This window comes from Sporosarcina siberiensis (genome assembly GCF_042681925.1).
Classification (GTDB): Bacteria; Bacillota; Bacilli; order Bacillales_A; family Planococcaceae; genus Sporosarcina; species Sporosarcina siberiensis.
The window spans coordinates 279890-300160 of sequence record NZ_JBHUGI010000006.1 but is presented as its reverse complement, the minus strand read 5'-3'; the positions used below and the strand labels follow the sequence as shown (position 1 = coordinate 300160).

Here is a 20271-nt window from a genome sequence, read left to right as displayed (position 1 = left end):
TGTCCTAGTTGACATTACTCAAGGAATTCAAATTCGAATTCAAGTATCCGAACAGTATCTCCATCCTTAGCACCGCGTTCACGAAGTGCATCGTCAATACCCATACCTCGCATTTGACGCGCAAACTTTCGAACAGATGCGTCGAAATTGAAATCTGTCATTTTAAATAGTCGTTCAAGTGTATATCCAGATAATACAAATGCTCCGTCATCTTCACGGGTAATTTTGAAATCTGCATCATCGCCTTCATATTTATAAAGAACAGAAACTTCCTCGTCGTCTTTGATTTCATAAAGAGGGAATTCTGGTGTGACTTCAAGTAAATCAGCTACAGAATATAATAAAGCGTCAAGTCCTTTTCTCGTAAGTGCTGATATTGGGAAAATTAACGCGTCACTATCGCCCAGTTGCTCTTTGAAAAGCTCTAAATTATCTTCCGAATCAGGCATGTCCATTTTGTTTGCAACGATGATTTGAGGACGTTCCAACAATCGCATATTATATTGTTCCAGTTCCTCATTTATTGTTACAAAGTCTTCGTACGGATCGCGTCCTTCAAGTCCAGACATATCAATGACGTGTAAAATAACACGTGTACGTTCGATATGACGTAGAAATTGGTGACCAAGTCCAATTCCAGCATGAGCACCTTCAATTAGCCCTGGAAGATCTGCAAGGGCGAATCCACGACCATCTTCTATTTCAACCATTCCAAGATTTGGAACGAGTGTTGTAAAATGATAATCCGCGATTTTTGGTTTCGCAGCGGAAACAACTGATAGCAATGTTGACTTCCCAACGCTTGGGAATCCTACGAGTCCTGCATCAGCGAGCACTTTTAGTTCAAGCACAATTTCTAGTTCAAAACCTGGTTCTCCCATTTCGGACAATTCAGGTGCTGGGTTTTGTGGTGAAACAAAACGACTATTCCCACGTCCCCCACGACCTCCTTTAGCAATTATAGCTGTTTGGCCATTCTCAACTAAATCGGCAATGACACGACCGTCTTCAGCTGACGTTACGACCGTACCTGGTGGAACTTTGACAACCATATCATCGGCACTTCGACCGTGCATGTTCTTACTTCCACCATGTTCACCGCGTGGAGCTTTAAAGTGACGTTGGTAACGAAAATCCATTAACGTCCGTAAACCTTCGTCTACAATAAATACAACGTTTGCTCCTCTACCACCATCACCGCCAGATGGACCTCCATAAGCGATATACTTTTCCCGACGGAATGCAACGATACCATTTCCACCGTCACCACCTTTTACAAAAACCTTTACGTGATCGACAAACATTTAACTTCCTCCTAATTACCACTTATCTTTAATACGTATACATTATCCGCCAGAACCGCTTCCGCAAAAAAGTTGTTTCCTGTAGTCGGAAGTTCTTGATTGACATTCATTGAACCGCTGATTGTAAGAGTTATTGACCAATCTGAAGGTCCAGCAAGAACCTCGAATCCAATTTCATATTCACTTAACGGATCGAGACGGTCTACTAAATCTTGAAAAAAAGTATCTAAAAATGTTCTGAGCTCTAGATCATTTACTTTACGTGTTCCAGTTTCAATCGACATTGAATAAGTTGTTTGAAAAAAAGGATACATCCAACGGAATGTATTTAGCCAAACATTCGTTGCAGGAAGACCTAGTTTACTAAGCATTGACAACTGTTTAATTTTATTTGAAACTTTTAGGATGGCTTGTTTCGATTCGGGCATTTTTCCTAATTCAATGTACATTAAAACAAGTTGAAGTTCATTTAAAAAGTCATGACGTGAAAATTCCAGCACTTCGGATACTGTCAGCTCCGCCTTTTTCACAACCCTCACTCCAATGCAATTTACATAAGAACAGTATAGCATTTTTACACCTTTTAACGCTAAAATTAAAAAAAGAACTGCAAATTACATGCAGTCCTTCTCATTAGTGATTACGCTTCTTTTACTTCAGAGTAAACACTAACTTTCTTTTTATCGCGACCTAGACGTTCAAAACGTACTACGCCGTCGATTTTAGCAAAAAGTGTATCATCACTTCCGCGACCTACGTTTTCACCTGGGTGAATTTTAGTTCCGCGTTGACGATAAAGGATTGAACCACCTGTAACAAATTGTCCGTCAGAGCGTTTTGCTCCAAGACGTTGTGCGTGAGAGTCACGACCGTTTCTAGTTGACCCAACACCTTTTTTCGATGCGAAGAACTGGAGATCTAAACGTAACATTGTGTGCCACCTCCTACTTTTATAAGATAATTTATATAGTGCCCATCATTTTAGGAATAATAATGTCATCCTTACAGATTAACTTCACTAATGATTACTTTAGTGAACGGCTGACGATGACCTAATTTTCGCTTGTAATTCTTTTTAGGTTTGTATTTGAAAACTGTAATTTTTTTAGCGCGGCCTTGTTCAACAACTTTCGCTGTGACAGAAGCTCCTTCCACGAATGGAACGCCTACTTTTACATCGTCTCCACCTACGAATAGCACTTTGTCGAAAGTGACGATTTCGCCAACTTCAGTTGCTACTTTCTCGATATAAACTTCCTGGCCTGCAACAACTTTAAGTTGTTTTCCACCAGTTTCTATAATTGCGTACATACTTGCACCTCCTCTTATACTCAGACTCGCCTTATTAGGTGATCCCATAGGATTCTTAGACCTTTTCAGTGCGGTTGCAGCACGGGTGCGCTACAAACATTAACTATTGAATTCTAACACGTAAAACTTAAATCGTCAACCTCTTTAGCTTTACATCTAAATAGGCTTGTTCGTATTTTCTAAATCGAAACGCGGCTATATTTTGAACCAATAAAAAAACGGTTAGTAATAGATATGGAATTGTTGTTGGAATACGAGTAGCCATCAACAATATCGCAACGATTAGAAACAGGATTGAAAAAACCAACATACGATTTCGTGTGCTATGCTCACTGCCTTTTGTCTCAAAAATAGCAGCCAAAGCCTGTCCACCGTCCAAAGGTAAAATCGGAAGAAGATTTATGATGAGTAAGACTACTTGAATTCGAATAAACAGTACATCTCCTGGAAATGAAAAACTCAGTGCAATTAAAAGTAAAAGGGCTGTGGCTATTGGACCACCCATCGCAACAAGGATACGGTCCTTCTTCGGTGCCAACAGCCGCCCTGGAATAACTAACTCCCCACCATACGGCATAATTGTACAGGATCTTACACGCATTCCCGTAATTCTTGCCGCTATAAGATGTCCAAATTCATGCAAAAGAAGTGAAATAAAAATGAGTGCATAAAGAGAAAAACCGCCTGTAATCATAAGAAATAAAAAAACGGGTATCAGCACCGGATGAAGACGAAATTTCATAGGCTCATTCCGATGTACCCGAGAGATATGCAGGCAGTAGTGAAGAATCTAATCGTACGCCATTTTGCCTTACTTTAAGAAACATAGCGCTATCATCATTCATGAGTGCCAATACGTCGCCTTTTTTCACAGTTGTATAGGGAAGTTTGGAAAAAGTACCGACAAATCCGTAGGTCACTTCATCCCCTTCGTCATAGAGCACAGTTACTGTCTTTCCAGTTCTCCGCGTAAAGCCCGTGAATATGATTAATCCGTTTCCTCTTGCGTGAATGGCTAGTGGAGTCGAATAGGATACTAGAACGCCGTCCCTATAAGGTTGCATGGATTCATAAGCGGCAAGTGCCACTATGTCTTTATTGGCTGTTACCATAATTGTTTCTTCATTTGGATCTTTGATAATCGTAGCCACCCATTTTTTCATCACTAAAAAATCATCACCGGTTGTGACGTATTGTGTAACTGGCTTTTCAATCACGCCGGCTATTTCTAGTTGTGCAACACCAATAACTGTGAGCGTCAACATACATGCCCACACCCATTTCGTTCGCCATTTCATGCCACCACTCCACCCGTTTTTTTTAGTATATGTTGAGTATGTGGGGAATAGTATTTAGATTGTTCTTAAACAAAAAAACTTGGTTGAATATTATATGATGTTGGTGGAATGGAAATTCACAAGTATCACTTTCTTGAATATATACAAGGCAAAAGAATCCTGCTGCAACCCGCTGATTTCCGTTCCAAGCGGACGCGTTCCACGGGGCGGGCGGTTAGCCTCCTCGGTCGCTAACGCTCCACTGCGGGGTCTAACCTGTCCCGCTAATCCCGCTGGAGTCGCCGCTCTGCACTCCAATCAGCTAAAGTTTTTGGGAAGAATAAGTTCTTAATAAAAACTATTCCTTTAAGATATTTAATCCCACTTCCAGAAAACCACTAAAAGTTTTCCTCTATTTTCATAGTGCAATCTTAGTGGATTGAAGTGCAAGGCAGTCTAAAACCACGACGTCCTGTCGTAACGACTGCATGACCCACTTCGTGTGGGCCCGCGGCTAAAGATGACTCCGTGAGGATTAGCGTCCGCCTGGAACGGGATAATTGAAATCCTTATTTGAAAAAACAAAAAAACTCTCGATGTGTATAGACACAATGAGAGTTTAATAATTATTTTGCGAAGATTGATTTAATTTTTCCGAAGAATCCAGGTTTTCCAGTTTCCAAAGACATTAGTGGAACGGATTCGCCTAAAATTCTGCGTGCAATGTTTCGATACCCAATTGCTGCAGGGTTCGTTGGATCCATAACGACAGGTTCGCCTTTGTTTGAAGAAGAAATGACGTTTTCGTCGTCTAGAATGATACCAAGTAAATCAATCGACAAATGAGTTGTTATATCATTTACATCAAGTGCATCACCACTTGAAACAAGACGTCGTCTAATACGGTTAATAATGAGTTTTGGTGGTTCTATATCTTCTTGTTCAAGTAGACCGATGATACGATCCGCATCTCGAACAGCGGAGATTTCAGGTGTTGTAACTACAATTGCACGATCTGCCCCGGCAACCGCATTTTTATATCCTTGTTCAATGCCCGCTGGACAATCTATCAATACATAATCATAGTCTCTTTTTAAATCTGTAATTAGTATTTTCATTTGTTCAGCATTGATGGCATTTTTATCCGTTGTTTGTGAAGCAGGTAATAAAAAAAGTCCATTTTCGAATCGTTTATCTTTCACGAGTGCTTGATGTACTTTGCATCGACCTTCAATGACGTCTACTAAATCATAAATAATTCGGTTTTCAAGACCAAGAATTACATCAAGATTTCGAAGTCCGATATCGGTATCGACAAGACATACTTTTTTCCCTTGTAGAGCCAATGCAGTCCCAAGGTTTGCGGTTGTTGTTGTTTTACCAACTCCGCCTTTTCCGGATGTTATTACAATAGCTTCTCCCACATTAGCTTCCTCCTTTAAATGATGACAATCCCGGTCGAAGATTTCTAAGTTCTTGCAACCGGTCGATTGCGATAAAGCCATTTGAATGCAAATAAGCACATTCCATTTCTGGGTGTTCAGATAGAATTGTCAATTCATCGGTCATAAGTTCGATTTTATCAGCAATCATTAAATGAGTAGCTTCAAGCCATGATGCGGCGATAACCGACTCTGTATTCCCTTTCGAACCCGCATGGGCGATTCCTTTTAGTCGTCCCAAAACGTAAATACTACCGGCGGCGACGACACGCGCATTTGGATTTACATCGCCAATAATAACGAGATCTCCTTCTGCTGTAATAACTTGTCCAGAACGGACAATACCTATATACGTTTCAGATTGGTTTTCAAGTATATGTCGATTGCACTCTTCCATTGTTATGACATCGCTTTGTATTTTTGAGACGCGTAAATTTGGAGAGGCATGAATAATATTCATAATTTCTTTCAACTCTGCTTCATCGCAATAGCGGTTTCCTGTATGTACTTGCACTTTTGCAAGACCCTCAAGACCGTCTTCAGCAACCTTTTGCTCGAGTTCAGTAATCAAATCAGAGTAGGCACATTTATCATCAAGCCGGAGAACAAGTCCATCCTTCGTTCCTTTGATCATCACAAATTGCTGTTTCGTCATTGTCGTCACCTCGCATCCCCTTCACCTACAAAGATTCTCTCGTTACCTTAAAAACTCTTTTATTAATAACAGCTTTGAAGATCCAACCAAACATAACTATAAATAAAGAATTAGCAATTAGTGTTGGAATAAGCCTTCCGGTAAGAAATTCTTCCGATCCAATCGAAGTAAGTGATATTAAACTTGCAAATAAATACGATAAGATTTCAAGAAGTGCAACAAGGAATAAACACAAGATCATCACAATTACAATATGACGATGAATTCTGCGAATAATCGTAGCTGCGATAAAACAAATCAATGGATATAGAAAAGCATATAGTCCAATAATATCAATGTAGAACATATCATACAAGAGGCCAAATACAATTCCGTAAAGGATTGCGCGCTGACGGCTGTAATAAACAGCAACAAATATTAAAAATACGATGACAAAACGAGGGACTAAAGTATACAGCGCCCCATTAATTTCAATCGGTGAGAATAAACTAAATATAGGTTCTAGAAAAAATAGTAAAATAGCAATAAGAGGGATGATAGACCGAATCATGATCCATTCTCCCCCTCCGCACCAATCGTTTCATCTGTTCCGCCACCATCAGAACCATCCACTTGTATTGAACTGCGTTTAGCAATGATGACGTGATCGAGCATTGAGAATTCCGCGGCAGGACGAATATAAGCCAAAGTTGTTAATCCGTGATCATCTGTCGATACCTCTGTTACTTCTCCGATTGGAAGTCCTGCAGGGAATACACCACCGAGTCCTGAAGAAATCACTTTTTGGCCAGGCTCAACTTTGAAACTTGAATCGATACGCTTCATAATTAGTTCGCTACGCGACGGGTCAAACCCTTCTATCAAACCAAAAGCAGGTGCATCGCCTGGAATTACCGCAGACACACGGAGCTCACGATTTTCAGTAGACAATAATTCTACAGTTGAAGTGAACGGTGTGACAAGAACAACCTTCCCAATAAGACCATGCGCTGTCAATACCGCCATATTACGTTCAATACCGTGCAAACTTCCTTTATCAATAATAATTTTCATTTCCCATTGATCTGGATTTCTAGCAATAACCGTTGCATGAATTGGCTCGTATTCTCGAAGATTTTCTTCTTTGCCAATTATATCAAGCAATCGTTTATTTTCTGATTGAATGTCAATCAGTTCCGATTGACTTGTTGCATATTCACTCAGGCGCATTTTCAACACCTTATTTTCTTCATATGTATTCAAAATCCCATCGATGTTTCCGAAAATACCGGTTATGTAATGCGTCGGCTTGGAGAATATAGATTGTCCAAAGCCGACGACGTCTTTTACAATTTGTTCAGGAAGAGAGGCGTTATGCCGGTCCTTCAGGGAGAAGGATATTAAAGCAACTAAGGCGATAACGCCAACGAGCAGTAATATCAATCGTTTATTAGAAAAAAATCGCGGCATTGCCCGTATCCTCCCTCATTATCTTTTTGTTTGCATTTTTTTAATTAAATCAAAGTTATCAAGCGCCTTACCTGTTCCAATCGCTACACAATCGAGTGGGTCTTCAGCAATAAAGACGGGCATATTTGTTTCATCCGAAATTACTTTATCTAAATTATTTAGTAAAGCACCACCGCCTGTTAGAACAATACCACGTTCCATAACATCCGATGATAATTCCGGTGGAGTTGTTTCAAGAGTTTTCTTCACGCCATCAATGATTTGCGTAATGGATTCGCGAAGTGCTTCTGCAATTTCTTCAGATGTAATTTCAAGAGTTTTTGGAAGTCCTGTTAATAGATCGCGTCCACGGATTTCCATTTTCTGAATTTCACCAACAACTTTAGCAGAACCAATTTCAATTTTAATGGCTTCCGCTGTGCGCTCACCAATTGTTAAATTGTATGTTTTGCGAATATATGTCGTAATCGATGCATCCATTGTATCTCCGCCTACACGAATCGACTCGCTTGTTACAATCCCTCCAAGAGAGATCACAGCAACCTCTGTAGTTCCTCCGCCTATATCGACGACCATGCTTCCAGTAGGTTCCCAAACGGGTAGATTGGCTCCTATTGCAGCTGCAAAGGGCTCTTCAATTGTAAATGCATCTTTAGCTCCAGCAAGACGTGTTGCATCTGTAACTGCGCGTTGCTCGACCGATGTAATGCCGTAAGGAACACATACCATAACATTTGGCTTCTTAAATGTGCCACCAGATGCTTTCATAGCTTCTTTCATGTAATGCTCAATCATTGCTGTTGTGATTTCAAAATCAGCAATGACACCATCTTTCATTGGACGAGTTGCAACAATTGAACCCGGTGTACGGCCAATCATATTTCGAGCAGCAGATCCGACTGCAACGATTTCACCTGTATTTATATTTTTTGCTACTACTGAGGGTTCCCGAAGGACAATACCCTTGCCTTTAATAAAAACCAATGTATTTGCTGTGCCGAGATCAATCCCGACATCTTTAGCTCCAAATCCAAACAAATGTGTTCTTCCTTTCTATACAACCGCTTAATTACGGTGTTCATCAAATCCTACACCACAGTATAGCGGATTTGCAAAGAAATATAAAGAGTCACATATACCCTTTTTCTTTTAGGCTAATGAATTTATGATCTCCGATTATGATGTGATCAAGAAGTTCTATGCCCATAATCGACCCTGCTTCTATTAATCTTTTCGTAACTTCGATGTCTTCTGGTGATGGGGAGGGGTTGCCTGAAGGATGATTATGTGCACAGACAATCGAGGCCGCGGAACGTTTTACAGCTTCCCGGAAAATGTCACGCGGATGGACAATCGAAGAGTTTAAACTTCCTATGAATAAAGTTTGTTTATGCATGATTTCATTTTTCACATTGAGAAATAAAACGACAAAATGTTCTTGACTTAACGATGACATATCCGTCATTAAATAGGCTGCCGCGTCTTCAGGCGAACGAATTGTGTATCTCCCTTCCGAATGTTTCCGGTAAATTCGTTTGCCTAGTTCTGCTGCCGCTAGAAGCTGGACGGCCTTTGCCTCACCTATTCCGTTGACGGTCATAAATTCTTCTATTGTCGCATTTTTTAAATCCTGGATTTTATCAAAAGAAGAAAGGACTCGATTCGCAAGAACTAAAACGGATTCATTTTTAGTTCCTGTTCTAAGAAGAATGGCTATAAGTTCCTGATTCGAAAGACTTTCCGCACCTTGACGAATGAGTCGTTCACGTGGCCTATCCGCCAATTGCACATCGCGAATCATCATTCCAGACTGGAGGTCAACTGTCATTTTCCACAGCACCTCCTACCAAAGAAAGAATTTCGAGCTCCAATAACTTTTTAGTCAGTGCTGCAATCGGCAGTCCCATTACGGAGTAATAATCACCGTTTATCCGTTCCACAAATAATGCACCACTCGATTGAATCCCATATGCACCAGCCTTATCCAGTGGATCGCCGGTCGTAACCGACATATCAATCAAGTCGTCGCTTAGTTCATAAAACGTGACTTTCGTAATATTCGAAAAGGTAATGAGTTCACCATCAAAGAATATTGCAACAGCAGTAATAACAGAATGAGATTGTCCAGATAAAGCTCTCAAAAACTGCTTTGCCTCGAGAGCATCCACTGGTTTTGAAAAAATCCGATTTTCTAGAACAACGATTGTATCCGCGCCAATAATAACTGCATCCGGATTTTCTTCAGCCACGCTCAACGTTTTCGATGTTGCGAGCGACTCTGCGTATTCCACTGGACTCCCTTTTCCGGTATATTCGTGTTCAGGATAATTGCTGTTTACAACAGTAAACGGAACGTCTAGTAGGTCAAGCAACTTTTTTCTGCGCGGTGATCCAGAAGCAAGTATAAGCTTCTTGTTTACTTTAAATTTCAAATTAAATTCCCCCTTTCTTCGATGATAACTTATTTAAAGGGTTTTCGAAATTGAGCGTAAATCGGCATAATTTCATTTTGGGCCATTATGAGGCTTCAAAATGAGATTTTCACACATTCCTTCGTAGCAGAATAATGGGATAAGAGCTGTAAGCGAATGAGTCGCATATCGCTTGTATACTTAGTTACAGCATCTACATTTCGATTGAATTCACCCGAAGTGATGTCCGTTTTATCTGCATCTGAAATCTTTATTTTGGTTGCATCGGTTTCACTCAGGATATCTTGTATTTTTCCAGCTCCAAGTGCAACACAAGCTGATGTGTCTACAATAAGTCTTTTTCGAAAAGTCTCTGGAATTTCAACATTCATCAGTTCCGCTTCACTTAATCCAACAGCGGACCAAACATAATACTGACCATCGGCTTTAATAATTGCGGTAGAAGTGAGAGAAGGATCCTCCGAAATAAATGCAGTAGCAGATAATTGCGTTGTGAATACGCCGTGTTGTCTTGCAAACAATTGAATAGAACCCGCACTCGGTAGAGTAGGTACTTCAGAATCTATCGGCGCAGGTCCTGTCGTCGGAACTTCTGTTTCTGTTTCCTTATCTTTAACAATATCCTTAGGAGTTTTATCACCTGTTGTAATAAGAATTAATGCGATAAGTGAAACGGCCGCTACCCCAATGAGCACTCCGTGAAGCATTGCCATAATTACAGTCTTATTTGAATACCTTTTTCCGAATTTCATTCTCGTCCACCCCGTTTTATTTAACCGTAGCAGACGCGAAATGAAAAAAAGCAAGACGTGTGTCGTCTCGCTCAAGAAAATTTATCGACTCAAATAAATAAGTTTCCATACCATGCGACAAAATCAGCACCCCAGAAATAAGCAATGACTGCAGCGATTGCAATCGAAGGACCAAACGGGACAGGCGTTTTCCGACCTTTCCCACTTCTTTTTAAGATAATCAAACCAATAATGGACCCAATCAGTGCTGCGAGAAATAATGTCAACAAGGTATTTAAGGTACCAAGAACTAAGCCAATCACAAAGAACAGCTTTATGTCCCCGCCCCCCATTCCACCTTTCGACACGACGGCAATTAAATAAAGGACGCCAAAACCTATCACAGCGCCTAGTAAACTGTCCCACCACGGAGAAAGCGGCACAAGTAACCTAAGTCCTAACAACACGACAGCGAAAGGCAGAAGCACCTTGTCCGGGATGAGCATATATGCGATATCTGAAACAGTAATGATGATTAGTAAGGATATAAATAAAAGTGCAACGATCAGTTCCATACTAAAACCAAGCATATAGTATGAAAATGCAAACAAAACACCCGTCAGAAATTCCATTGACGGATAGATGAAACTAATTTCCGTTTTACATTTCCGACATTTCCCGCGAAGAAATACGTATGAAAAGACTGGGACCAAATCGAGAACTCCCAAATTCCGAGAACATACCGTACAATGCGACGGAGGTGAAACGATCGACTCTTTTTTCGGAACCCGTAAACCAACTACATTGAAAAATGAACCGAAAACGATGCCGTATAGAAAAAACATAAGTATGTACATATATTCCATGTAATCTCTCCTTAATGTTCACATATTTTCACTTCGTGCATTATTGAATCCATTTATTGTAATGAACCTTTAATAGAATGCAAAACAAACAAAAAACCAACATCGCCACAAGTTAGTTTTAAACTAATTTGGATTTTACGTACTGATAAAAGATGATACAAGACTATTCAACTAGTTCTTCTGAGTAAAAGGTAGTCAATTGAACACTTACTAAAATCTCTTCCAGGGGCTCTATTTTCATCAGGTCCACTTCACCATTTTGAATGAATTCCACAGTATCAATTCGAATCACACGTTCAATTGACTCAATTTCCTCTAGGAATCTAAGTAAATGATCATAGTTAGGAACAACCATATCAATTGTAAGGGATAGAAGTTTCAATTGTTCTGGTAAAGATTCAATGTCAATCGGTGTGACAGGTTTTTCACCGTTTGTTCCCGCTGTTTCTTCTATTTCCTCAGCAACTTTTTCCTCTACCTCGGCATCCGTTGCGTTATCTTGTTCTTCTTTCTTTATCTCCTCTTCTTCAGCAGAAGTGAAATTCGTTGATTTCGCAACTTCTTCATCATAATTATTGAAAATGATGGATACAATTTTCGCTTCACTCATCAATTCAACTTCATTAATCGATCGAAGCAATGCGTCCAAATCACGGTTGATGGGCAACTTTTTCCTCAACTCAAAGTCATCTGTCTGGGCTATTTCTGTTTCGCTTAAAAGGTTAATTCGGTTTTCCAACTGATTCGTTTCATCTTTCAACTGTACTAATGCATTTTCAGTAGAAGCTTTTGCTTCGCTTTTCGGATACACACCATAATAATAAAATGCGCCCAGTAAGACAAATGCGAGAAGTCCAAGAAGAATCGGTAAGTATTTATTTTCACCAGTAGACTTCCTCATTGGACCACACCTCCAGTACGCAAATAATTCGGATCAATGACGACAGTGAACTTATTTGCAAAACGCTCAACCGCTGAAAAGGTGTTGATTATGTCCCCTTCTTCACTAGTAACTGGATCGAATGTGTTGATTTCCTCGACTTTTATATCCGTAAAATAAGAACTTCCATCCAACTCTCCCACATACGTAGCCACTTCAGCCATCGTTTCCATATCAACATCAATTGTAATTTCATTTTCCGCGAAAACAAATTCTCTTAAGTAGGATTCGTTCGTAGTATAAAGATGAATATCCTTTAGTAAAGGAGATACTAAATAGGTTTTACTTTCAATAAACCGGACAGATGTAGCAAGGTCCGCCGCCTTGGGCTGTTCCAATACCTCAACCTCTGCAGCCAATTCGTTCTTTCGTTCTTCCAACAATTGTTTCTCTGCTTGAAGACCATTCACACTTTTCATCAATGAAAAATATTGAAACAAAAGAATTATAAGAATAAGTGCGAAAAGGATTCCAGTAATTATAAAGAGCAATCGATTGTTTTCGGATTTCCGATCTATGCGTGGGAGTAGATTTATATCAGGAACCAATCGAAGCCCCCCCTTTCAGAGCAAGTCCAATAAGTGCAACATATTTCGCATTGAACTGTGGGTATCTTTTTTGAACGTACGCATCGTCAATAACCGTTAAAGGCAAATCTATAATTATTTTTATTTGTTCGGAAAAATAACGGATTTCTGGATTGTATCCCATAATAATGATCTCATCGACCGATTTCTCACCTTTATTTAAAGAGAATTTGTAAAAGTTCAAGATACGTTCTATTTCATAGATTTGTGCATTGATTTCAATCCGGTATTGTTCAACATCGCCATTATATGTATAGACATTTTCCCCATTTTTAATAGTTCCATATCGCCAATTCCGATTTGGGTGTTCGGACGGTTGATAGCGAAGAAATTCGACATTTCCATCTGTATAAATACTTATGGAAACAGCATTCATAGATAAATCGACGATCAAATACGTTCGTGCAGGTTCGAACTGAGATGTACTGTTTAAAAAACGAATATTAGACAATGCGCGCACATCCAAAACTGTCGGTTGTAACTGAACATCTTCGTACAACTGAATCAGTTTAATGCTCTCTTCAGCGGGCGCAGCAAAAATAACGGATTCCTCTTCATTTCCCTTGTGATTGTAGACATCGATTAATGGGTTTTCAAACGGTAAATGAATCGTTCGTCCAAGTTCCATTTCGACATACGCTTTCAAGCCAACAAGCGGGGTCTCTTTTGGATGATTAAACACCCGCATCATAACCGCATGGTCTGGCACAAAAAAACGCAAATCATACTTGGTAATATTCCAAGCCTTCGTAATTTCCTTCAGAACATCAAAGAAAGCCAATTCGTCTTTCACAACATCATCGACGACAATACCTGGCGCAAGCACATATTCACCCAAAACAGCCGTCTCCAAATCATCGTCAGCCAATGAAAGGGCACGAATTGCATAATCATTCACTTCCATAGTCACAACCCGATTGTTTTTTCTCCGGAACATTTAAGCACCCCCTCGTTCAATCAAAGCGTTAATTTTTTCGTTTTCCATCCCGAGAAACGAGAAGTCGTTTGCTTGGGATCGGGAACGAAAATATAAAGAAGAGACAACAGCAGCCGGGGCTGCTGTAGCGGTGATATCTTTATCCAAACAATAATAATCGACGTCCCATATAATATCAAATATTATAATGTATTAGGTTAGGGAGTAGTTATTTTCACTGTACCAGTAGAAACGTTTTTTGTGGCACTTATAGTTGCATTTGTAGCAGATATGAACTGGACTGTATTTGTACTATTAGCCGAAGTACCAGATATTGTATTGCTACCATTTGGAACTTTCGTAACTGATGCACCTAATCCTCCAGCAGTAGTTGCAAATCCACCAGCATCATCCAAGAATCCTGCAGTGATAAGTTGTACATCCGTTACGGGTGAAGCACCCCCATCAACAAAATAAAGACTCGCTGCAGCTAAGACATTTTGCCCATCTGCTTTAAGTGCATTAACTTTTGCATTAGTTATAATATTCCCGATCGCCGGTACAGCAATTGCTGCAACAATCGCCAAAATAACAATAACGGCTAGTAGTTCAATAAGCGTTAAGCCTTTTTCGTTTTTAATGTGTTTGTTGAACTTTTTTAACATGTTTATTCCTCCTGTTTTTGTTATATATTTGTGATTCTTTGTTGCTGTAATTAAAAGTGTTCTTTGGATGTATTTTTTCTTTTATTGGTGACAACAATCAGTCACTCACACAAACTGACTAACACATTTCAATAATCACCTTGTGCGAGTGACTGATGCCCCGTAATTCCGATTAGATCTGTTCATACAAGCTAAACATCGGCAACATGATTGCAATTACAATCGTTCCGACGACTACCGATAGGACTACAATCATAAGTGGTTCTATCAGAGACTTCAGTGTATCTACGGTTCGGTCTACATCCGCTTCGTAAAAGTCCGATATTTTTTCAAGCATGTAATCGAGGGAACCTGTTTGTTCTCCAATCGTTGTCATTTGCGTGACGAGCGGCGGGAATAACCAGCTTCTTTCCAAAGGTCCTGACAATGTACTCCCTTTTTCTAAACTCGACCTTGCCTCTAGTATGACTTTCCCAACGACAGGATTGTCGACTACTTTTTCAACGATTGTCAGTGCTTGTAAAATTGGAACCGAACTGCTAAAAAGAGACGATAACGTTCGGGACATCCGTGCAATCGCCGACTTTTGCAGCAACTTACCAAATATCGGCATTCTTAGGAGAAGATAATGAACTTGATAATTAATACTCTCGTTCGTTTTATACAAATACCTAAACGTAAATACACTACCTGCTACAAGTATTCCAACGAGCCACCACCATTTCTGTACGAGGTCACTCGCTGCCATGACCATCACCGTTATGAGTGGAAGTTCAGCATCAAAGTCTGCAAACATACTAACGAATGTCGGAACAATTGTGAGTAAGAGAAAGATAACTACAATGACTGTCAAAATGGATAACACAAGGGGGTACATAAGTGCCGATTGAATTTTCTTTTTCAAAGTATGTTGTTTTTCGAAATAGAAAGCAAGTCGGTCCAACGTGTCGTCTAAATTCCCAGTCGCTTCGCCAGCTCGGATCATATTTACGAACATCTGCGGAAAAACTTTAGGGTATTTTCCCGAAGCAACTGAAAACGCTGTACCTTTTCGCACATCTTCCTCGACCGCATACAGAGCATTTTTCAATGGTTTACTCGTTGTCTGTTCGGCTAATATTTTAGTCGACTCTATCAAAGTGATCCCTGCGCGAATGAGTGTGGCGAATTGCCTACAATAAACTACAAAATCCTCATTTTTCACAGACTGTCCTAACGTAATTTGTTTGTGAAGAATGTTCGTCGATTCGGCAATTTCTCTTGGGTTAATTCCTTGTTTTCGTAATTTTGCAACGGCGTCTGATTTCGTATCCGCATCAATAATCCCTTTTTTCAATGTGCCTTCCGCTGTACGTCCGGCATATTTAAATACCGTCATTGGAAATCACCTGCATCGTTTAAATATTGCTCCGCATCATTAAAATGAATAAGTCCGCTCGCAATCATTTTTTGAAGAGATGTTTCCAAAGTATGCATTCCTAAAGCACGACTGGACTGCATAACGTTTGTGATTTGGTGGACTTTCTCGGAACGAATTAAGTTCGAGACTGCCGGAACATGCAATAGTATTTCAGTTGCCGCAATTCGCCCATCACCGTCTTTTTTCACAAACAACCGCTGTGAAACAATACCTTGCAAGACGTTCGCCAACTGTATTCGGATTTGACTTTGTTGATGGGGTGGAAAAACATCGATGATCCGATCTATCGTCGTCGCTGCACTACTCGTATGAAGTGTCGCAAGTACTAAATGACCTGTTTCTGCTGCTGTGATTGCAGTTGAAATTGTTTCCAAGTCACGCATCTCACCGACCAAGATTACATCTGGGTCTTGACGCAGTGCTGCACGTAGTCCATTCGCAAAACTTTGTGTATCCGCACCGATTTCTCGTTGATTCACAACCGATTGTTTATGTGAATGCAAATATTCAATTGGGTCTTCAAGTGTAATAATATGCTTTGCATAATTCGTATTGATGTAATCAATCATCGCTGCAAGTGTCGTTGATTTTCCAGAACCTGTTGGTCCCGTAACCAAAATAAGTCCTTGAGGTTTTTTCGCCAACTCATAAAGTACTGGTGGCATTGCTAATTGTTCAATGGTAGGAATTTTCGTAGAAATGAGCCGTATCGCTATTGCAATCGTGCCTCGCTGATGAAATGCGTTGATACGAAACCGGCTTTTCCCTGGCAGTGCATAACTAAAGTCACTTTCCCCATTCTTTTTAAATTCTTCTCTTTTGAATTCTGGCAAAACCGTCGCAACCATTAACTCTAATTCATCCGGTGAATACTTTCGTTCATCCAATTGTCGAAGTTGGCCATCAATCCGAAATACTGCTGGAATTCCAGATGTAATATGCAAATCCGACGCACCTTCATCAAATGCTTTTGTTAATAGTTCAATAATTGTATTTGACATATCCATACAACCCCTATTCAGATGTTGCTACACGGAGCACCTCTTGTGTAGACGTAAGCCCCGCCGCAACTTTTTGAAGACCATCCTCCAAAAGTGTTTTAAATCCAATCCTTCTTGCATACGCACGAATCACACTAGAATTGTCACGATTTACAATATATTCTTTAATTTGATCGTCAATTGCTAAAATCTCATGAATTGCCAATCGACCACGATAACCTGTCCCATTACACGATGGACATCCTATTCCCGTTGTAATGGATGTGATGGATATTCCGTATTGCGTGAACAACTTCATCTCATGTGCAAGAGGCTCTCGCTGCTGGGAACAGTCCTTACAAACTCGCCGAACAAGCCTTTGTGCCATTACACCAATAAGCGATGATGACAATAAAAATGTTTCCACACCCATATCTGTCAATCTTGAAATAGATTCAATCGCACTGTTCGTGTGTAATGTACTCAATACTAGGTGTCCGGTTAAAGAGGAGCGAATGGCAATTTGCGCTGTTTCCGTATCCCGTATTTCCCCAATCATTATAATATCGGGGTCTTGTCTAAGAATGGAGCGTAATCCCGTCGCAAACGTTAGACCAACATCTTCGCGCACTTGAATTTGGTTAACACCGGCAAGTTGGTATTCTACAGGATCTTCAACGGTAATGATGTTCACTTTTTCATCATTCAAATGATTTAGGCCAGCATATAATGTTGAAGATTTCCCGGATCCAGTAGGCCCAGTTATTAAAATAATACCATTCGGTTGTTCCAACATTTTTTGAAATTTATGCAAGTTATCCTCTGAAAATCCAAGCTGATCCAAATCGTTCAGCGAATTACTTAAATCAAGAATACGCATAACAATTTTCTCACCATAAATCGTTGGCAATGTAGATAGTCGAATATCTATATGTCTAAAATTGACAATAGATTTGATCCGCCCATCTTGTGGCAATCGCTTTTCTGTGATGTTTAAATTCCCCATGATTTTTACACGCGCTATGATAATGCTTTGCATATTTTTAGGTAAAGTCCGTTCTTCCATCATGATGCCATCGACACGATATCGTATGACCAATTCCGAATCCTGGGGATCGAAGTGAATATCGCTCGCTCGCTGCGCTACGCCATTCGCAATAATCTGATTGACCAGTCGAACAATCGGAGAGTCTTCATCTGTTATTTGAGCTTCTTCATCCAACTCAGCAGGTATAAGGTCATCAAGGGCCTCTTCCATTGATTCTTGCAAATCGTAATACTTCGTAATTGTCCGATAAATATCATCTTTCGAAGCGATACTTGTTACAATCTGACATCCCGTCACCATTCGCAATTCTTCAATCGCAAAATAATCCATTGGATCCGCCATCGCAATCATTAATTTGTTGCTGTCGCGGTGTACCGGCATGAGATTGGCACGCTTCGCCAATTCTTTTGGAACAAGCTGAATAAGTTCTGGATCAATCGAGTACTGATTTAAATGTATATGAGGAATACCTAGTTGCACTTCAAGCATCTCTATTAATTGTTGTTCTGTTATAAGCTGTTTCTCAATTAAGTAATCTCCGAGCTTATCATTTGGATTTTTATGAGTAAGTGCATCATTGAGTTGTTCCATATTGATCACTTTTTGGTCAACTAATAAATCACCTAATCTTTTTCGAATTCCTGATTTCATTACAACACCCCCACTACCCTTATTTCGAACTCGAAGGAATTAGATTTCCACCCTTGTCGTACACTTTATCATCAGATTCTTCTTCTAATTCATTCTCATTTGGGTCCACAGTATTCGAATTTCCATTTCCTTCAATATCGTTTATAGTCCCATTCTCGTTTGAATCACTAGGTTGCTCAGTGGTAGTTCCAGGAGGATTCAATGTTCCGTCTGGATTCACATTTGAAACAGGGGGTTCTAAGGAAGATACTAAAATCACTTTGTTTTTAGGTGGATAAAAATCACGACTAATCAATTCGTCTTTTTCATAAGAACCATTTGTAAATGTCCGGTAAATTTGAACACGCAAACCGTTACTTCCGTCTTCAATCATATTCTCTTGTCCCGCAGCCAATGTCGGCGTCAATCTGTAAATGGTTCTTGGTAAAACGATTTCCTTATTCATCACATTAATCGATACGTTGGTGTCTGATTGAAGTGAATACAATTCAATTAAAAGACGTCCTTCTTTTACTGAAGCATAAATCGTGACGGGACGATTTGTTTGATTTACAAATGCCAAATCCTGGTTGCGGTTCTGATCAACTTTCGCTTCAACACCCGGTTGCAAATAATTCGGCAACACATTTTGTGAATGTCGTTCCTTAATATCAAGTTCGGATTGCAAGACGGTACTATAAAGTGTAGAGGCGACAAAATTTGCCGTCTCATCATTAAAGTAAGCGTTTGTTGTTTCTAGAGTTTGTAAAAACGAGTAAGATTCCCCGTTCAAAACTGTTGTTTCATTTAACGCCTCAACAATTTGCAGAATCCCATTTTCATTGATGTTTATGGATTGAGTTTCAAATGAAATCCGGTCCATAATATCTTTTGTCAAAGGAACCTCTGCCGGAACGATTACATCATACTTTAATAAACTAGCATGTTCTCCAATAGCTGCGATTGTTTCGCCCTTATAAAATAAAGGTGCACCTTCTAGTAACAAAGCTAGATCTTCATCCAATGTAAGCTCAATTGGTATTTGAATGTTTTTAGTGTTTCCCCAAAACTGATACCACGGTTTAGATGTGACCGTTATGTAATGGTTTACTGTTTTTTGTATGTCAAATTTCACAAAAGTACTCGGAATAACAATTTTCGCCGTCGTTCCATGTACAATGATGTCATTCGCTTTCCACTTTTCCACTTCAGCTATTAGTTGCGCTTGAATCTCGGATTTCTTTCTGGATTCAATTTCAATATTCGCTATCATTCCTGTTTTCGAATCACTTTCAGCTGACAATACTGAAACTGGAATAAGTGTTTGAGTTAAAACGAAAAGTATTAAGATTGACCATGTCACAATTGGAAAGTAATATTTCAATTTCAAGTTTTAACCCCCTTAGTCAGAACGAGACAATTAATTAATTAGTTTGAAAGTTTTTTCAAATAAAGTCTTTAATACTATTATTATACCAATACAATAGGGTTAAGCAACCATAATTTACTAATTTTTTTAATCTCCACAAACAGATTGCACTTATAATAGTACCAAGTGCCTAATTTCATAGTAAAAGTAACAAGTATTTCATCATTGATGTCGATAAACTACTTTAAT

At 39.6% G+C, this 20271-nt stretch carries 23 protein-coding genes and 1 other annotated feature; all 23 genes read right to left on the bottom strand.

Annotated features, from left to right (window positions below; genetic code table 11):
- Positions 1 to 14: 14 nt before the first annotated feature.
- A complete protein-coding gene (obgE, locus tag ACFSFY_RS04425; RefSeq protein WP_381535955.1) occupies positions 15 to 1304 on the bottom strand; it encodes a GTPase ObgE in 1290 nt (429 codons plus the stop codon).
- Between the two features lie 11 nt (positions 1305 to 1315).
- On the bottom strand, positions 1316 to 1834 hold the full coding sequence (locus ACFSFY_RS04420) for a Spo0B domain-containing protein (protein WP_381535954.1): 519 nt from the start codon (positions 1832 to 1834) through the stop codon (positions 1316 to 1318).
- A gap of 110 nt (positions 1835 to 1944) precedes the next feature.
- On the bottom strand, positions 1945 to 2235 hold the full coding sequence (rpmA, locus tag ACFSFY_RS04415) for a 50S ribosomal protein L27 (RefSeq protein WP_381535953.1): 291 nt from the start codon (positions 2233 to 2235) through the stop codon (positions 1945 to 1947).
- Between the two features lie 71 nt (positions 2236 to 2306).
- Positions 2307 to 2615 carry a 50S ribosomal protein L21 gene (rplU, locus tag ACFSFY_RS04410; protein WP_381535952.1) on the bottom strand — a complete coding sequence of 103 codons (309 nt, stop codon included), beginning with the start codon at positions 2613 to 2615 and terminating at the stop codon, positions 2307 to 2309.
- A gap of 12 nt (positions 2616 to 2627) precedes the next feature.
- Positions 2628 to 2701 (bottom strand) — a sequence feature (ribosomal protein L21 leader region).
- Between the two features lie 41 nt (positions 2702 to 2742).
- Complete coding sequence (locus tag ACFSFY_RS04405) at positions 2743 to 3357, bottom strand: M50 family metallopeptidase (RefSeq protein ID WP_381535951.1); 615 nt, start codon at positions 3355 to 3357, stop codon at positions 2743 to 2745.
- A 4-nt stretch (positions 3358 to 3361) separates the two neighbouring features.
- The gene (locus tag ACFSFY_RS04400; RefSeq protein ID WP_381535950.1) at positions 3362 to 3913 is read right to left on the bottom strand and encodes a hypothetical protein; all 552 of its coding nucleotides are present in this window, start codon (positions 3911 to 3913) and stop codon (positions 3362 to 3364) included.
- 605 nt (positions 3914 to 4518) lie between these two features.
- Complete coding sequence (gene minD, locus ACFSFY_RS04395) at positions 4519 to 5316, bottom strand: septum site-determining protein MinD (protein ID WP_381535949.1); 798 nt, start codon at positions 5314 to 5316, stop codon at positions 4519 to 4521.
- A 1-nt stretch (position 5317) separates the two neighbouring features.
- The gene (minC, locus tag ACFSFY_RS04390) at positions 5318 to 5989 is read right to left on the bottom strand and encodes a septum site-determining protein MinC (protein WP_381536048.1); all 672 of its coding nucleotides are present in this window, start codon (positions 5987 to 5989) and stop codon (positions 5318 to 5320) included.
- A 25-nt stretch (positions 5990 to 6014) separates the two neighbouring features.
- The gene (gene mreD / locus ACFSFY_RS04385) at positions 6015 to 6539 is read right to left on the bottom strand and encodes a rod shape-determining protein MreD (RefSeq protein ID WP_381535948.1); all 525 of its coding nucleotides are present in this window, start codon (positions 6537 to 6539) and stop codon (positions 6015 to 6017) included.
- Positions 6536 to 7438: a rod shape-determining protein MreC gene (gene mreC / locus ACFSFY_RS04380; protein ID WP_381535947.1), complete on the bottom strand. Its 903-nt coding sequence runs from the start codon at positions 7436 to 7438 to the stop codon at positions 6536 to 6538. Before mreC ends, mreD begins: the two co-directional genes overlap by 4 nt.
- A gap of 18 nt (positions 7439 to 7456) precedes the next feature.
- The gene (locus ACFSFY_RS04375; protein WP_381535946.1) at positions 7457 to 8476 is read right to left on the bottom strand and encodes a rod shape-determining protein; all 1020 of its coding nucleotides are present in this window, start codon (positions 8474 to 8476) and stop codon (positions 7457 to 7459) included.
- A gap of 91 nt (positions 8477 to 8567) precedes the next feature.
- Complete coding sequence (gene radC / locus ACFSFY_RS04370; RefSeq protein ID WP_381535945.1) at positions 8568 to 9266, bottom strand: RadC family protein; 699 nt, start codon at positions 9264 to 9266, stop codon at positions 8568 to 8570.
- Positions 9256 to 9870, bottom strand: a complete 615-nt coding sequence (locus ACFSFY_RS04365; protein WP_381535944.1) for a Maf family protein — start codon at positions 9868 to 9870, stop codon at positions 9256 to 9258. Before ACFSFY_RS04365 ends, radC begins: the two co-directional genes overlap by 11 nt.
- A 95-nt stretch (positions 9871 to 9965) precedes the next feature.
- The gene (locus tag ACFSFY_RS04360) at positions 9966 to 10622 is read right to left on the bottom strand and encodes a hypothetical protein (protein ID WP_381535943.1); all 657 of its coding nucleotides are present in this window, start codon (positions 10620 to 10622) and stop codon (positions 9966 to 9968) included.
- 89 nt (positions 10623 to 10711) lie between these two features.
- Positions 10712 to 11467 (bottom strand): prepilin peptidase, encoded by a 756-nt coding sequence (locus ACFSFY_RS04355; RefSeq protein WP_381535942.1) that lies wholly within the window; start codon positions 11465 to 11467, stop codon positions 10712 to 10714.
- A gap of 163 nt (positions 11468 to 11630) precedes the next feature.
- Positions 11631 to 12368 (bottom strand): hypothetical protein, encoded by a 738-nt coding sequence (locus tag ACFSFY_RS04350; protein WP_381535941.1) that lies wholly within the window; start codon positions 12366 to 12368, stop codon positions 11631 to 11633.
- On the bottom strand, positions 12365 to 12955 hold the full coding sequence (locus ACFSFY_RS04345; RefSeq protein WP_381535940.1) for a PilN domain-containing protein: 591 nt from the start codon (positions 12953 to 12955) through the stop codon (positions 12365 to 12367). The genes ACFSFY_RS04350 and ACFSFY_RS04345 overlap by 4 nt, the downstream gene beginning before the upstream one ends.
- Positions 12945 to 13931, bottom strand: a complete 987-nt coding sequence (gene pilM / locus ACFSFY_RS04340; RefSeq protein WP_381535939.1) for a type IV pilus biogenesis protein PilM — start codon at positions 13929 to 13931, stop codon at positions 12945 to 12947. The genes ACFSFY_RS04345 and pilM overlap by 11 nt, the downstream gene beginning before the upstream one ends.
- 197 nt (positions 13932 to 14128) lie before the next feature.
- A complete protein-coding gene (locus ACFSFY_RS04335; protein WP_381535938.1) occupies positions 14129 to 14575 on the bottom strand; it encodes a prepilin-type N-terminal cleavage/methylation domain-containing protein in 447 nt (148 codons plus the stop codon).
- Positions 14576 to 14747: 172 nt separating this feature from the next.
- Complete coding sequence (locus tag ACFSFY_RS04330) at positions 14748 to 15953, bottom strand: type II secretion system F family protein (protein ID WP_381535937.1); 1206 nt, start codon at positions 15951 to 15953, stop codon at positions 14748 to 14750.
- Positions 15950 to 16996, bottom strand: a complete 1047-nt coding sequence (locus tag ACFSFY_RS04325) for a type IV pilus twitching motility protein PilT (RefSeq protein WP_381535936.1) — start codon at positions 16994 to 16996, stop codon at positions 15950 to 15952. The genes ACFSFY_RS04330 and ACFSFY_RS04325 overlap by 4 nt, the downstream gene beginning before the upstream one ends.
- Before the next feature lie 13 nt (positions 16997 to 17009).
- Positions 17010 to 18674 (bottom strand): GspE/PulE family protein, encoded by a 1665-nt coding sequence (locus tag ACFSFY_RS04320; protein WP_381535935.1) that lies wholly within the window; start codon positions 18672 to 18674, stop codon positions 17010 to 17012.
- Positions 18675 to 18693: 19 nt separating this feature from the next.
- On the bottom strand, positions 18694 to 20043 hold the full coding sequence (locus ACFSFY_RS04315; protein ID WP_381535934.1) for a VanW family protein: 1350 nt from the start codon (positions 20041 to 20043) through the stop codon (positions 18694 to 18696).
- Positions 20044 to 20271 lie beyond the last annotated feature (228 nt).

Bases quoted from the DNA above. Each gene is read 5' to 3' on its own strand.
- ACFSFY_RS04350 (WP_381535941.1), bottom strand. From the start codon at position 12,368: ATGAGGAAGTCTACTGGTGAAAATAAATACTTACCGATTCTTCTTGGA.
- ACFSFY_RS04335 (WP_381535938.1), bottom strand. From the start codon at position 14,575: ATGTTAAAAAAGTTCAACAAACACATTAAAAACGAAAAAGGCTTAACG.
- rplU (WP_381535952.1), bottom strand. From the start codon at position 2,615: ATGTACGCAATTATAGAAACTGGTGGAAAACAACTTAAAGTTGTTGCA.
- obgE (WP_381535955.1), bottom strand. From the start codon at position 1,304: ATGTTTGTCGATCACGTAAAGGTTTTTGTAAAAGGTGGTGACGGTGGA.
- rpmA (WP_381535953.1), bottom strand. From the start codon at position 2,235: ATGTTACGTTTAGATCTCCAGTTCTTCGCATCGAAAAAAGGTGTTGGG.
- mreC (WP_381535947.1), bottom strand. From the start codon at position 7,438: ATGCCGCGATTTTTTTCTAATAAACGATTGATATTACTGCTCGTTGGC.
- ACFSFY_RS04320 (WP_381535935.1), bottom strand. From the start codon at position 18,674: ATGAAATCAGGAATTCGAAAAAGATTAGGTGATTTATTAGTTGACCAA.
- radC (WP_381535945.1), bottom strand. From the start codon at position 9,266: ATGACAGTTGACCTCCAGTCTGGAATGATGATTCGCGATGTGCAATTG.
- ACFSFY_RS04325 (WP_381535936.1), bottom strand. From the start codon at position 16,996: ATGTCAAATACAATTATTGAACTATTAACAAAAGCATTTGATGAAGGT.
- minC (WP_381536048.1), bottom strand. From the start codon at position 5,989: ATGACGAAACAGCAATTTGTGATGATCAAAGGAACGAAGGATGGACTT.
- ACFSFY_RS04330 (WP_381535937.1), bottom strand. From the start codon at position 15,953: ATGACGGTATTTAAATATGCCGGACGTACAGCGGAAGGCACATTGAAA.
- mreD (WP_381535948.1), bottom strand. From the start codon at position 6,539: ATGATTCGGTCTATCATCCCTCTTATTGCTATTTTACTATTTTTTCTA.
- ACFSFY_RS04400 (WP_381535950.1), bottom strand. From the start codon at position 3,913: ATGAAATGGCGAACGAAATGGGTGTGGGCATGTATGTTGACGCTCACA.
- ACFSFY_RS04355 (WP_381535942.1), bottom strand. From the start codon at position 11,467: ATGGAATATATGTACATACTTATGTTTTTTCTATACGGCATCGTTTTC.
- ACFSFY_RS04405 (WP_381535951.1), bottom strand. From the start codon at position 3,357: ATGAAATTTCGTCTTCATCCGGTGCTGATACCCGTTTTTTTATTTCTT.
- pilM (WP_381535939.1), bottom strand. From the start codon at position 13,931: ATGTTCCGGAGAAAAAACAATCGGGTTGTGACTATGGAAGTGAATGAT.
- ACFSFY_RS04360 (WP_381535943.1), bottom strand. From the start codon at position 10,622: ATGAAATTCGGAAAAAGGTATTCAAATAAGACTGTAATTATGGCAATG.